This is a genomic window from Robertmurraya sp. GLU-23 (genome assembly GCF_052983275.1).
Genome location: NZ_JBRKCV010000008.1, coordinates 77,357 through 91,663 on the forward strand (window position 1 = coordinate 77,357; position 14,307 = coordinate 91,663).

Annotated in this window: 14 protein-coding genes; 4 read left to right on the forward strand and 10 right to left on the reverse strand. The window is 39.4% G+C overall.

Features of this window, described 5'->3' with window-relative positions; genetic code table 11:
* Positions 1 to 51: 51 nt before the first annotated feature.
* Complete coding sequence (locus ACVBAX_RS14270; protein ID WP_447117580.1) at positions 52 to 1,236, reverse strand: diguanylate cyclase; 1,185 nt, start codon at positions 1,234 to 1,236, stop codon at positions 52 to 54.
* A 200-nt stretch (positions 1,237 to 1,436) separates the two neighbouring features.
* Positions 1,437 to 1,835 carry a MerR family transcriptional regulator gene (locus tag ACVBAX_RS14275; RefSeq protein ID WP_447117694.1) on the reverse strand — a complete coding sequence of 133 codons (399 nt, stop codon included), beginning with the start codon at positions 1,833 to 1,835 and terminating at the stop codon, positions 1,437 to 1,439.
* A 320-nt stretch (positions 1,836 to 2,155) separates the two neighbouring features.
* Between ACVBAX_RS14275 and ACVBAX_RS14280 the strand changes: the two genes are divergently transcribed.
* Positions 2,156 to 3,196: an NAD(P)-dependent alcohol dehydrogenase gene (locus ACVBAX_RS14280; RefSeq protein ID WP_447117581.1), complete on the forward strand. Its 1,041-nt coding sequence runs from the start codon at positions 2,156 to 2,158 to the stop codon at positions 3,194 to 3,196.
* 116 nt (positions 3,197 to 3,312) lie between these two features.
* A complete protein-coding gene (locus ACVBAX_RS14285) occupies positions 3,313 to 3,591 on the forward strand; it encodes an HPr family phosphocarrier protein (RefSeq protein ID WP_447117582.1) in 279 nt (92 codons plus the stop codon).
* Between the two features lie 131 nt (positions 3,592 to 3,722).
* Here the strand turns inward: ACVBAX_RS14285 and ACVBAX_RS14290 are convergent, their stop codons facing one another.
* The gene (locus ACVBAX_RS14290) at positions 3,723 to 4,625 is read right to left on the reverse strand and encodes an AraC family transcriptional regulator N-terminal domain-containing protein (RefSeq protein WP_447117695.1); all 903 of its coding nucleotides are present in this window, start codon (positions 4,623 to 4,625) and stop codon (positions 3,723 to 3,725) included.
* A gap of 188 nt (positions 4,626 to 4,813) precedes the next feature.
* Here ACVBAX_RS14290 and ACVBAX_RS14295 point away from each other — a divergent pair, with 188 nt between their 5' ends.
* Positions 4,814 to 5,794: an aldo/keto reductase gene (locus ACVBAX_RS14295; protein ID WP_447117696.1), complete on the forward strand. Its 981-nt coding sequence runs from the start codon at positions 4,814 to 4,816 to the stop codon at positions 5,792 to 5,794.
* A 269-nt stretch (positions 5,795 to 6,063) separates the two neighbouring features.
* Here ACVBAX_RS14295 and ACVBAX_RS14300 read toward each other — a convergent pair whose 3' ends face one another.
* Complete coding sequence (locus tag ACVBAX_RS14300; RefSeq protein ID WP_447117583.1) at positions 6,064 to 6,849, reverse strand: PhzF family phenazine biosynthesis protein; 786 nt, start codon at positions 6,847 to 6,849, stop codon at positions 6,064 to 6,066.
* A gap of 187 nt (positions 6,850 to 7,036) precedes the next feature.
* Here ACVBAX_RS14300 and ACVBAX_RS14305 point away from each other — a divergent pair, with 187 nt between their 5' ends.
* Entirely contained in the window at positions 7,037 to 7,315 is a 279-nt protein-coding gene (locus tag ACVBAX_RS14305) for a glycine zipper domain-containing protein (RefSeq protein ID WP_447117584.1), read from the forward strand.
* Between the two features lie 361 nt (positions 7,316 to 7,676).
* On the opposite strand, the gene ACVBAX_RS14310 is transcribed toward ACVBAX_RS14305, so the two are convergent.
* The 6 genes from ACVBAX_RS14310 to ACVBAX_RS14335 form a co-directional block, all read right to left on the reverse strand.
* Complete coding sequence (locus ACVBAX_RS14310; RefSeq protein ID WP_447117585.1) at positions 7,677 to 8,849, reverse strand: iron-containing alcohol dehydrogenase; 1,173 nt, start codon at positions 8,847 to 8,849, stop codon at positions 7,677 to 7,679.
* A gap of 318 nt (positions 8,850 to 9,167) precedes the next feature.
* Positions 9,168 to 9,701, reverse strand: a complete 534-nt coding sequence (locus tag ACVBAX_RS14315; RefSeq protein WP_447117586.1) for a histidine phosphatase family protein — start codon at positions 9,699 to 9,701, stop codon at positions 9,168 to 9,170.
* A 34-nt stretch (positions 9,702 to 9,735) separates the two neighbouring features.
* Entirely contained in the window at positions 9,736 to 10,539 is an 804-nt protein-coding gene (locus tag ACVBAX_RS14320; protein WP_447117587.1) for a hypothetical protein, read from the reverse strand.
* A 61-nt stretch (positions 10,540 to 10,600) separates the two neighbouring features.
* The gene (locus ACVBAX_RS14325) at positions 10,601 to 13,090 is read right to left on the reverse strand and encodes an ABC transporter permease (RefSeq protein ID WP_447117588.1); all 2,490 of its coding nucleotides are present in this window, start codon (positions 13,088 to 13,090) and stop codon (positions 10,601 to 10,603) included.
* Entirely contained in the window at positions 13,062 to 13,778 is a 717-nt protein-coding gene (locus ACVBAX_RS14330; RefSeq protein WP_447117589.1) for an ABC transporter ATP-binding protein, read from the reverse strand. Before ACVBAX_RS14330 ends, ACVBAX_RS14325 begins: the two co-directional genes overlap by 29 nt.
* A complete protein-coding gene (locus tag ACVBAX_RS14335; protein WP_119706580.1) occupies positions 13,775 to 14,299 on the reverse strand; it encodes a hypothetical protein in 525 nt (174 codons plus the stop codon). The genes ACVBAX_RS14330 and ACVBAX_RS14335 overlap by 4 nt, the downstream gene beginning before the upstream one ends.
* Between the last annotated feature and the right edge of the window lie 8 nt (positions 14,300 to 14,307).

Below are 14,307 nucleotides of genomic sequence, written 5' to 3' on the forward strand. Positions count from 1 at the left end.
CCCTTTTTGTCCGCGTGGGGTGGACAAACATCCCCCTTTTCTATATTTTGATTAGTTTATTTGACTTAGCCTCTCATCTTCAAACCCTTCTGTAGATAAAAAGCCTCGACTGACACCATTTCTTCCATTTCTTTTTGCTTCATAGAGAGCTTTATCACAGGCAATATACATCGTTTCTAGTTCTGTCTCTACGGTAGGGATAATAGTTATTATACCCATACTAACCGTGTATGAAAGCTCCCATTCCGTCAAAATCTCCTTCTCTATCCCTTTACAAATTTCTGATGCTAACTTCATGGATTGCTTCTCATCTGTTTCTGGTAGAAGAATCGCAAATTCGTCGCCACCAAAACGGCTAAAATAATGCCCTTTGCTGATATACTCCCGAATCTTCTTACTCAATTCACGCAGCACATGATCACCAACATCATGTCCATATTTATCATTAATCTTTTTAAAATAATCAATATCAAACAAAATAAGAGATATGGGTTTCTTATTCTTAGAACATGCCATTAAACACTTGTTTGCTTCTGAGAAAAATACTCTTCGATTCAACGCTCCTGTTAAGTCATCATAACTGGCTAATCGAATAAGCTCTTGATCCGCTTGTTCTTTTAATATGAGGATAAATCCTGTGTTTCCGATCAGCATCACAAGATAAAGACCTATGAAAGAAAGTGTTTGAAAAAATCCTGGTGTAAAAAAGCTCCATGTATAAGCGGACATTAGGGTAACGATCCCTCTACCACACAAGGCCAAAGCTAAAAACAAGTAAAATAAACCTAATATCTTTCTTAATCGCGAGGATTCTCGCTTATATACTAAATGATAGACAGGTAGAATCATAAGCATAGCGGTACCAAATGAAGCAACGGCAATTCGGTTGCTCTCTAAGTTGAAAAATAGAATAGCTAAATGAAAAGCAAATATGTTTATGAAGGTCATAATCAAATACGTTATTTTTATCCGTTTTGTATACACGTTCAACAGTTTTAGAATCGCTATCATTTCAAACGAAGTCCCTAAAAACAGTAAAGTGTTGGCAACCGAGATGGTGAACACATCCGAAATGCCACCCCATAAGGTTAATAATGTCCAGGCAAGGGCCTGAACACATTTGGCCAAGAAAAAAGTAGTAACCGTCTTATCTGTTCGATGGTCGCGCCAATAAGCACTAATTAAAAACACAGTAAAAACATGACCCGTAACCAAAATAACAAAAATTGTTTTCATATCAAGAGAATAGCCCATTTATGTATCACGCACCTGAACAAATAATATACCGTTATATACCGTTATATACTACTACACTTTGTGGTGTCTGACACCCCTCGTGGACACATTTGCCTTTTTTGTCCGCGTCGGGTGGACACTAAGACCATAACCAAAGGCCTGAGCCCGGTACAATACCGAGTTCAGACCTTACAAGCTGCCTAAATTAATAATCTAGTATGAATCTCTTCCGTTCCGGCATTCAAAGCCGTCTTGTAATACAAACATTTATGCTCAATGAGTTTCATTGTTTTTTTCAATTCTTCCATCTGTGCTTCTACACAAGCCTTTCTTTCCAAAAACATATCATATCTTTGTTGCAACGTGGAGTCCCCATCAGAACACCATTCAATGAAGTTCTTAATCTCCTTAATAGGCATTCCGGTGGATTTTAGACATTCAATTATTTTTAAAGCTTCAATATCGGATTCTTTAAACAAACGTATTCCGTTGGCTGTCCTTTCTACAAAAGGCATAAGCCCCTCTTTGTCGTAGTAGCGCAAGGTATATACTGTAACATTCAATTCTTTTGCAACTTCGCTAATAGAATAAGTCTTCAACATTTAACTCCCTTTCTAAATGATATAGACCTCGAGTTAACTCTAGTGTTACGAGGGAGTTTATCACCGTATTTGCTGAATGTCAAAGTTTTAGAGGAAAGTAAAAATAAACTAGATTGATAGATAGTTTGAAACATGTATGGCCAAAGAGAGCTTTTTTAAAAAAAAATCATTTAATTACTTGACCTAGAGTTAACTCTAGGGATTAACATGATTTTGCAAGAGATAAAAGGTGGGATAGAAAAAATTGAACCTTAATGATTCAGTTTACCTAAACAACATATTCTCTTGAAAAGTATAAATTTTAGGAGGTTTTATTAATGGTAATTGCTAAAGCAAGAGCTGTCGACGGTCCAGACAAACCGTTTCGAGCAGCTGAAATTAAACGACGCGATCTTGATTTACATGATGTTCTAATAGAAATTAAATATGCAGGAATATGCCATTCTGATATCCATACGGCACATGGAGAATGGGGTCCAGTGAACTATCCACTCGTACCTGGACACGAGATTGCGGGAATGGTCACAGAAATAGGAGCTGAGGTCACAAAGTACAAGGTCGGTGACCGAGTAGGGGTCGGATGTATGGTGGATTCCTGTGGTGAATGTGAGAACTGCCGTAAAGGAGAAGAACAATACTGTCTCAAAGGAAATGTCCCTACCTATGCTGGTGTTGATAAATACGGTGAGCCAACTCAGGGTGGCTACTCTACTCACATAGTGGTAACGGAGGATTTCGTAGTCAGAATTCCTGATGGTATTGAGCTTGATGCTGCAGCACCATTACTTTGCGCAGGTATTACGACATATTCACCATTAAATCATTGGGGTGCTGGTCCGGATAAGAAAGTAGCGGTTGTTGGTCTGGGCGGTCTTGGTCATATGGCTGTTAAGATTGCACACGCCATGGGTGCAGAAGTTACCGTTCTGTCACAAACTTTGAGTAAAAAGGAAGATGGTTTGCAATTCGGTGCCGACAGCTACTATGCCACAAGTGATCCTGAGACATTTAATAAACTTGCCGGAACTTTTGACCTGATCATTAACACGGTAAGTGCAAAAATTGACATTAGTGCTTACCTCTCACTGTTAACGCTGGATGGTACTTTAGTAAATGTTGGCGCACCTGCAGAGCCATTGGCAGTAAATGTGTTCTCTCTGATCGGTCATCGCCGTTCATTTGCAGGTTCAATGATTGGAGGCATCCGTGAGACTCAGGAAATGTTAGACTTCTGTGCAGAACATAATATTGTTCCTAGCATTGAAGTGATTTCAGCGGACAAAATTGATGAAGCCTACGAACGCGTATTAGCCTCAGATGTGAAGTATCGATTCGTGATTGACACCAGCACTATATAAGAACATGATTAATTTTTAATAGTAATTGTGAGGGTGTCCAAAAAAGTCTAGCTTTTGGGCATCCTCTTCTCGTCCTACTTTAGAATCTTGCGGAAACGACCCTTAGAGGTGAAAAAATGATTAAAAAAAAGTTTATTATTACAAAGAACACTGGATTTGCACGACCTGCAACCCTGTTAGTAAGTTTAGCTTATAAATTTAAATCCGATATTTCCCTTGAGTATCAGGGTGATACTGTTAATCTAAAACACTCAACCAAGTCAATAATGGAGATTTTGTCTCTAGGAATTAAACCAGGTACTAAATTATATATAAAGGCAATCGGAAGTGACGAGGTACGGGCCATACAATCAATTAAGGAGTATTTTAATAAAAAAGGATTGATCAATGATTGACGTGTACCTTTTCCATAACAATGACAGATTTCGATCATAACAGGCTGACTTTCTACATGCATTTTCCATTTCTTGTATAAAAATAGGCTATACCTTTTACTCAAGCATAGCCCACTATTAGTCTATTCATTTTAAGCATAGTTTTCTCTCATTCTTCTTATATCTACTCGAGGTGAATGGCCAAACATTCGGGAATATTCTCGACTGAATTGCGACTGGCTTTCATAGCCCACCTTAAATGCAACATCGGCTATATCTGTTGGATCTGCCAATAACATGCGCCTAGCTTCTTGTAATCTCAATTGTTTTTGGAACTGAATCGGACTCATAGCTGTTACTTCTTTAAAATGTCGATGTAGAGATGACACACTCATATTTGCGATTTCGGCAAGCTCTTCGATTCGAAAGGGTTCTTCAAAATTCTTGATAATATGGTTGATCACTTCTCGTATTCTAGAGGCATTGCTACCCTCTAATGCTATTTGTTCTAATGCTTCTCCATGTGGACCTTGTAAGATCCAATAGATAATTTCTTTTCTAAATAATCGACCAAGGACAGGAATGTGCTTTGGATTTTCTAATAAATTTGCTAGTCTTAGTACGGCATCCAACAAACATGGTTCTACTTCGCTAACAAACATCGCCCGCTTCGAGTTCATTCCCTGATTAAATGGAAGATTGATTTCATTTATTACTTCTAAAATTTCAGTTGATGTCAATTCAAGTTTGAGCGCTAAATAGGGCGATTCCATTGAGGCTTTGATCACTTGCCCTGTTACTGGCAAATCAACAGAGGCCACAATATAATGCCCAGGACCATACAAGAATCGTTCCTCTCCTAATAACACTTCCTTCTCACCTTGGAGGATCATGCAAAAAGACGGCTCGTTCACTCTAGATAAAGGTTCCGTAATAATGGATTCACGAATGAGAAATACAGAGGGGATTAATGTAGAATGGACACCATCCTGTTTGGAAAAGTTCTCTATGAGATTAGCAAGTTCTAGTTGCTGTTTGTAGGTTTTCTCAGACATCATTTATTCTCCTTTTTCTCCATCTTCAGTCATTATATCTGATATTCGTTCGTAGGGTAAGAATGGTTGATAGGATTAGGCAAAAACTTGATAGAAATGGGTTAAGGGGTTTCTCCCTGTTTATGCCATAATAAAGTAAAGAGGTCACGATAAACGTGGCAATTAAACAAAAGAGAGGGAACAATCAAATGGAGTATGTGAAACTTGGTAATACTGGCTTAGATGTATCTCGACTTTGTCTTGGATGTATGGGTTTTGGAGACGCAAATAAATGGGTTCACCAATGGGTACTTAACGAGCAGGACTCTCGCCCCGTGATAAAGAAAGCGCTTGAATTAGGGATTAATTTTTTTGATACTGCCAATGTATACTCTCTTGGCACAAGTGAGGAATATCTTGGACGGGCTCTGAAAGATTACGCTAATCGTGACGAAGTAGTAATAGCAACCAAAGTACACGGGCAAATGCACAAAGGTCCAAATGGTTCGGGACTTTCTCGAAAAGCCATAATGAGTGAAATTGATCAAAGCCTTAAGCGATTGGAAACAGATTATGTAGATCTTTATATCATCCATCGCTGGGACTATACTACTCCTATTGAAGAAACAATGGAAGCCATGCATGATGTAGTGAAGTCAGGAAAAGCAAGATACATTGGTGCTTCTGCCATGTTTGCTTGGCAATTCCAAAAAGCTTTACACGTGGCTGAAAAAAATGGGTGGACGAAATTTGTCTCTATGCAGAACCATCTTAACCTCATCTACCGTGAAGAGGAAAGAGAAATGCTACCACTTTGTAGGGAAGAGAAAATTGGTGTTACTCCATATAGCCCACTTGCTTCTGGTAGATTAACTCGCGACTGGTCCGAAACCACACTTCGTTCAGAAACCGATCAAGTCCAAAAGTCTAAATACGATGCGACTGCCGATGGCGACCGATTAGTGGTGGAGCGAGTAGCATCTATTGCTGAAAAACACGGTGTTCCACGTACACATATTGCACTTGCTTGGTTATTACAAAAAGAAACAGTAGCAGCTCCAATCATCGGGGCAACAAAAATATCACATCTTGAGGATGCTGTAGGTGCTTTATCAGTAAAGCTTTCACCTGAAGAGATTGCATTCCTTGAAGAGCCGTATGTGCCGCATCGTATAGTGGGTCATAATTAATTTCAAATATACTTGGAACAAAAGCCGATTTCCCATTTTTATATCATGGGATATTCGGCCTTTTCATTTAGTTAGCTAAAGAAGATTCATTTTCCTTAACTACCATACGTTCCTTCGCAAAAGCAAATGAAATGGTTGACCGATCCCATCCAAATTCATTTTCAAAAGGAACAATGAACACTCCTGATGAGGAACGTATGATAATAATGAATACATCCCAACCCTTCACCCTTGGTTTATCGAAAAATTACCTTATTCTTGAATAATACTTAATCCCCAATGTTTATCTCGGCTACTGAATATAAAACCGCACTTCCAGCCATTTTCACTCGTGTACCCTCATGTTTACAATAAAGTGTTCCACCTCTATTTGATAATTGTCTAGCCACCATTTCCTCTTTTTTCAGTCTATTGGCCCAAAACGGAATTAAGCCACAATGTAAGGAACCTGTTACGGGATCTTCATTTATTTTTAGCTTAGGGAAAAATCCTCGAGAGACAAAATCATATGTGCTACCTTTGGCCGTAACACAAACACCCAATCCTTCTGGTAGTTTCTCTAATTTGGCAAAGTCAGGGCTTACGTTTCTCACTTCTTCCTCGGACTCCAGTATGAATACAAGATCTCTATTTAAGTAGGTTTCTTTTGGCACAATTCCCAAAGCGCTGATCATTTGATCCGTAACAGAAATTTCTTCTAAAGGAACGGAAGGGAAATCCAGTTCATATAAATCATCTTTTTTATTTACAGTTAACTCTCCACTAATTGTTTGGAACTTGACACGATCCAATTGCTTCTCATAATAATTTAGAATGATAAATGCCGTTGCTAACGTGGCGTGCCCACAAAGATTAATCTCTCCTCCAGGTGTAAACCATCTTAGCCGATAGGGACCTGCTTCTTCTTTTACTGCAAAAGCTGTTTCTGATAAATTATTTTCAATAGCTATTTTCTGCATGAGTTCATCTGAAATCCAATCATTCATGATACAGACTCCTGCTGGATTTCCTTCAAAAACCTTTTCTGCAAAAGCATCAACTACAAAATATTTCATCTCATTTCCTCCAGTTAATCTGTTTAATTAGTTATTGGTAGTTTACATCTGTTTGTGTATAACACTCAACTCTTAATGAAACTTAGAAATCTACCACTAAACAAAGGGAGTAAATCGACTTCGGCTGGGTAGTATATGTTTAGGATAGTACACCAAATTTTTCACTTATAAACAAGGAAGTGAGTAGATGAATCAGAGTAACGAACGCAATAACTTCGAGGATGAAAATGTGGAAGAAAAGGTCAACAATCAAGGTGTCAATGACTATAGTGAAGCAGCAGGAACTTTAAATGGAGCCGTTGCGGGTGCCATGATCGGTTCTCCATTTGGACTAGTTGGTGCTGTAATAGGCGGTGTTTCAGGCGGTGCAATTGGTAACCAAATGGGTGAGGGCGTTGAAGAAGATAGCGATTCAGTTTCCGAAGATCGTGATGTGAGAAATACTATTGACTCTCTAAAAGAGTAGCCATTTTCATAGAGTTGATTAATCCGAATCCTGGGGGGATTCGGACAGGGCTTGACTGGGATTCACACTTGGGTGTTCGAATCCAAGGGGTATTCGGACAGGGCTTGACTGGATTTCGCACTTGGGTGTCCGAATCCTGGGGGGATTCGGACAGGGCTTGACTAGAATTCACACTTGGGTGTCCGAATCCAACGCGTATTCGGACAGGGCTTGACTGGTTTTCACACTTGGGTGTCCGAATCCGGGGGTTATTCGGACAGGGTTTGAAGGAAATCGAATGCCAATTATACTTGATTACGTTTATATTCCTTTGTTTAAAAGAAAAATAGCGTGAGTCAAAATATAGTTGCTACCTACGTCACTAACTCATGACTACAGGAGAAGCAATTTCTTTAAACATTTCAATCACTTCTTCTTTTGTTGGCTGGAATGGATTACCTGGTGCACATGCATCTGCTAAGGCATTTGTTGCTAGTTTATCTAAATCCACATCCGTCACACCCAACTCAGCAAGGGTGCTTGGAATTCCTACTTCCTTACAAAGAGCTTTAATCGCTTCGATCACTCCATCCGCGCATTGCTCATCGGTTTTTCCATCCACTTGAATACCTGCTGCTTTGGCAATTAAACGGAATTTCTTTGGATCACGTTTCGCATTTTCTCTCTCCACAATCGGTAGAAGCATCGCGTTACATACTCCGTGTGGAAGATCGTACACACCGCCAAGCTGGTGCGCCATCGCATGAACAAAACCTAGTCCTGCATTGTTAAAAGCAATACCCGCTAAGAACATCACATATGTCATCTGTTCACGAGCTTCAATATCATGACCATCTTTTACGGCACGAGGCAAGTAGTTGAAGATGATTTCCACAGCAGCTAATGCCGTTGCATCTGTAACAGGGAAGGCTCCTGGAGTCACTATCGCTTCAATTGCGTGGGTAAGTGCATCCACACCTGTTGCAGCAGTCAAATCTGCTGGTTTATCAACCATAAGTTCCGGGTCATTTACGGAGATGGACACTAAGCTGTTTTTATCTACCATCACCATTTTTACTTCTCGTTCCGTATCTGTAATCACGTAGTTAATGGTAAATTCACTAGATGTACCAGCGGTCGTGTTGACAGCAACAATCGGAACCGATTTATTCTTTGTTTTTCCAACACCTTCATAGTCTCGTAAATCTCCTCCATTGGTTACATAAAGTCCAATTGCCTTTGCAGCATCCTGAGGAGATCCTCCACCAATTGATACGATGAAGTCACAAGCATTTTCCTTAAATACCTCAAACCCTTCATACACATTTTGGACCGTAGGATTTGGTTTGACATCATCAAAGATGACGTATTCTAGATCAATCATATCTAGTTCCGCAAGAACTTTTCCTGCTAAACCGGATTGATTCAAGAACTTATCCGTTACAACTAATGCCTTTTTTTGTCCGAGTTCTTTTACAAGTGCTGGCAGTTCTTTTAAACAGCCTCTGCCCATTAGGTTGGTGCTTGGTACATAATACACACGTGCATTGCTCATCTTTTTTCCTCCTCCAACATTTGTTCACTATTTCACAAACGATTTTAAAATGAGAAAGGGTTTTCAATTATCCTTTCCCTTTCATTTCCTATACCTTTATCTTACTCCCCAGTCTATATATATTCAACATAAATACAGATAATATACCTTTGTTTGTTTTTGTTATTTAACATTTTCGCCACAAATATAATTTGTTTAATCCTGTTATTAGAATAAAACAAGGTCCCTAGGCTAACCAAGTTGATATTAAAAAAGAACACACATAAGGTCTTATATGTGTGTTCCTCTTTAAAGTTATTAATTCCTAAAAGGATACAATCATTTAACAAATGTATAAAGCACTCCATTTTTTGGTCTTCTGAATTTTGGCCCTCTAAAACCTCTCTTCTTTAATTCCTTCCTCATGTACATCATTATGCCCCCATGACTGATAATTAGAACATTTTCACCTGATTGTAGGGCAAGATCCAAAGCCTTATTGACTCGTGTTAGAACATCACTTTTTTTCTCTAGCTGTGATTTATGATTGACTAGCCAAGCAAATCTGATAAAAAGGATATGAATAAATAGAGGCAACCTAATCTTCTTCTGAAAGAATGGAGAAAGGGCAACTTCTCTTAATTCTTCAAGATAAATAATAATGCCATCAAAACATCTTTCAGCTGTTATCCTAGCTCTTGGTAAGTCACTTGAAAAACATTTTTCCCATTTAACTTGAGATAATTCTATTTCCTTTTCTTCTACATTCGACTCATTATATTCCTTCTCCCATTTTACAAGTTCCTCAGCGGTAATATATTTTTTAGGATACCCATGGGTCACTTTAAAATGGCGTACTAATCCAACCTTCATTAACCTATATCAACCCTTTCACAAGGAATGAACTCTACGGAACCTCTACTACAAAAGGTACTGTAACAACCTTACCGTTTCGTTGGAATTGGCCCCAAATTTTATATATTCCACTTTCCGGAAATTCTGTTTCAAATAATGCTTCTGGTCCGCTACCTTGACCTTCTAATGCATGCACATGTAAGTATCTTTCACCATCTTCTGATAAAACCACGACGTGTCCGATTGAGCCTAGATATGGTTCGAGGTCTGTGACTGGCAGCTTTTTATCTCCTTCGGTTAGAGTAAATTTCATCGTACGTTCTTCTCCAGCTGCAAGGCCCGGTTCAATCGATAAGGCTACGTTCATTCCTTCTGCGGTTTTCTCTAGATTTTCGTCAACGGTAACAGCTATCGGCTGTGCTGTATCCCCTTCGACGGTTTCCCAGACCATCTTACTCATGGAACTTCCGTTTGTTGGTTTGAAGTCCGCAACCATTCGGTACTCCCCTCCTGCCGGAAACTTATTTTTGACTTCAAACACTCCATCTCCCTTGTATTCTGGATGGATATGATTAAAATAAGATAAATCCTTACTTACAAGAATTAAATGCAGCAACTTTTCATGGTTCACTTCAAAATGATCAACCGGTACCCCATTATTTGAAACAGTAAGCCGTATGATAGTCTCTTTTCCAGAAGTTTGTTCTTTATCAATCTCCCAATCTACATCAACATCTTCCGTGATAATCCTATTGCTTTCCTCAACAACCTCTTCTTCTTCCCAAGAGGAGTCCGTACCGCACGCTGAAAGAAGCACTACAGCCGAAATAAATAGCATCAATAACTTATTAAACATATGTCAACACCTCATTCAATTAGTAGGGGAACGATACATAAGAACCGTCCCCCTATCACACTTACTCGTATCGCAATGCTTCGTTCAACGGGATTTTGGCTGCTCTTCTTGATGGTGTAAAACTTGAAATCAAGCTGATGATTATTCCAAATAAGAAGATCAAAGAAATGATTAGGTTGGAAACTCCGAATTCAAAGGTTAAAGTATTATACTCCATGAAACCAGAAGTCATATAGATTAGCAGGATCCCGAATAATATTCCGATGACGGTTGCCGCTAAGCCAATTCCAAAACCTTCTAAAAGAATCATTCTGATAACTTGCTTCCTTGTAACCCCGACTGCACGCATCATTCCAATCTCGCGGATGCGCTCCATAATATTGATGAGCAATGTATTCGTGACTCCGATACCTGAAATGATAATCGCAAGAACAACGAGTGCATTTATAATGCTAAATGAGCTCGTAACGACTGCTCCAATAACGGATACCCAATCCTCAGGTCCCCACATTTCTTCAATTCTCTCACCGAATTGCCCATAGATGTTTTCTCGTAGTTGAAGTGAACTTGTTTCTTCTTCTTTAATGACGAGTGCGTTTCGTTCATACTTCACTCCAAAGCTTTCTTCAAAATGGTGATCCTTTACGAACGCACTATAGCCATTGTTTTTCATTGTACTGACAACAGCGACCACCTTAAAAGGCTTCACCCCGTCCAAGGTATCAAGCGTAATACTTTCACCGATTTTTCCTCCCCACACATCAAAGGAAGTTTGGTCGAGGACAATTTCATCATTCTTTAGGCTTCTAAATAATTCACTATGTGTCCATTCCTCGCTAGTAAATAGTGGGAAACGATCAATCCATTCCTCCCCAACACCGAACACGGGAAGCATTCTTTTTTGACCATCAAGGGTCCAAATGATTGACTGCTTAGAATAAGTCGTTGCATCTGCCACTCCTTTTGTCGCTTTAATGGTCGCAAGGTCTTCCTCTTCAATATGGTGGAACATAATATCAAGATTCCCACCATAAGTGGAATGAATTACTTTTTCATACGTTTGTAAAAGCGCAGAGTTAAGGGATGCCATTAGGACAATCATGGCAATACCAAGACAGAGAATGACAGAAGTCATGGAAGAACGACTTAGGTTTCGATTCAAGTTGCGTATGGCCATGTCTCCCGAAAATCGAAAAACTACTCCATAGAATCCTTTCATCACCCAACCAAACATTTTAAATAGATAGGGGAAAATCAACGCAATCCCAACCATAAGGGGCAAAACCAATAGCAAATGCTTAATAAAAAAGCTAGATCCTATCAGTAAAACTCCGACGATTCCAACCCACTTATTCGTCCCTACTTTTGCTTTCGCTTTATTCTCCTTCAGCACTTCAATGACACTAATTTTGCCAACGTTTCGTATCGGATACCACGCTGCAGCAATTGGAACAACCAAACCTGCAATTAACGATAAGATGATTCCTGGTACTAGCACCATGCTATTTCCATCAGTAATTCCAATGAGCATGAAGACGAGGGCTGTTAAGCCAAGCGCCATACCGTATCCAATCACTAGACCAATCACTGTACCAACTAGAGCTAATAGGATTACCTCTGTCAGTACCATGACCTGTAATTGACCAGGAGTGTATCCAATCGTTTTCAGAACGGCAAACTCATTTTTTCTTTCCCTAATACTGACATACAGTGAGTTAAAAATAATGAAGGCACTAAGTGCAATTCCTAGAAATCCTGCAATATAAAGAGCCAAGAAAAAGGAATCCATCTTTTGAAACTCTTCATCCACATTCACAACGACTGGTTGCATATAAATGTTTGCATTATTTTTTACAAGTTGATCAGCTTCCTGTTCTACCGCTGCTAAACTTTCTGTATCACTTGCTCTCACTTGAATACCTTGGATTTCCCCTTCATGACCAAACCACTCCTGCACAACAGGTAGTGGAACAGCGATTGCCCAGTGGTGATACTTCGCCATATTCCAGCTAGATGGCCCCATTAAATCTTGAGTGTACTTCACAATCGCAGAAACTTCGATTTCTTTCACTCCATCATCTGTATCAATGGAGATGGAATCTCCAATTTTCGTTCCCCACACCTTGGCTGTTCTGTCTGTAATGACGGCTCCTTTGCCGTTTAGGTCCCCTTCCATTATTTTGAACCCAGTAACAGGCGTATCAAGCTTGCTATACCCTGTTATGACCACCCTTTTTTGAATCGCAGAAACCTCTTTATCTTCCAAGACTAGTTTGGTATTTTCTTTTAAAAGGGCAATAGATGTCGCTTGTTCAATGGATTCCATTTGCGTAAGAACATCCTCTGAAAAATAAGCCTCTGTACCTGCGATAGTAAAGTCTGCCTTCGCAAAGGCCTCTTTTATAAAAATAGGGAAAGACTTCTCCGCGGAATCTACGGCTGCAATCACAGAAAACGTGGATGCTACCCCAATGACAATTGATAGAATCGTAAGGAAGGTTCTCATCTTCCTCCGCATTAAGTTACGCCATGCGATTTTCCACTGTTTCATTTTGATAACCACCTTTCATTCCATCTTCTACTATTAATCCATCACGAACCGTTATAATACGATCAGCTACTTGTGCTGCTTGTAAATCATGAGTCACCATCACAATCGTGATTTGTTCTTCTTTATTAAGCTTTGAAAGTAGTCGTAATATGTCTTCTCCGTTTTTTTGATCCAAGTTTCCTGTGGGTTCATCGGCTAAAATCAAACTTGGCTTCATCGCTAAGGCTCTTGCGATCGCTACCCTCTGTTGCTGCCCACCGCTTAATTGAGAAGGGAATTGTGTTTCTTTTCCCTCCAGGTTCACATCTGACAACAGCTGCTTGACAGTCGTTTTGATTTTCGCTTTTGACGCATTGTTTGCAGAAAGGGCCAAGGCAATGTTTTCTCCAACCGTCATCATCGGTAAAAGCTGATAGTTCTGAAAGACAAATCCTAATTTCGTCCGTCGAAACTGGGTAAGTTCTTTTTCGTTTAAAGTGTTTAGTTCCACATCATCCACGACAATTTTTCCTGAACTAGGAGAATCAAGTCCGCCTAACAGCTGAAGTAAGGTACTTTTTCCCGAGCCACTCGGGCCCATAATCGCGACAAATTCTCCTTTTTGAATGTGGATATGGTTGTTTTTTAAGGCATAAAAATCTCCTGACTCTAAAGAGTACACTTTTGAAACATCTGTTACAGTAATCATGATTGTTTTCCTCCAATATCAATTATTTTTTTAGTCGATGAAATCATCTTGGTTTTTCTGCTAAATGCTACAAATGTAAAGGTTAGTAGTAACACAAAAGCTAGAAGAAGCCACATGATATAGGCTGGTAAGTACAAAAAAGCAACCACAAACCATGCGAAAAATAGTGCCGAAGGGCTTACGCCTTTTAAGGTTTGGTACAGTAATTTTATATAGGCCTTTTTATACAAAGGTGTTGCCTCCATTAAAAAGATAAATGGATTACAAAAGGTTCCAAATGCCAGTGGGATCACAGCGTAGGTCGGAACCCTCATGTTCGTACCAATCTCTAGCAAGAAAACCAATCCTATCGAAAATGCCTGCATGATAAAATCCAAATGTGCTGCTTTCAGTTTCCTCGGATTCGTAAAGAACTGCTTAAGCTGTGAATGATTCAAATAATAAACGGCCCCAAGCGGTAATGATAAAACCAGACCTACAAGAAAAATAAATACAGCCCAGTGTAAAAGAAAAATATTCATATAATCTC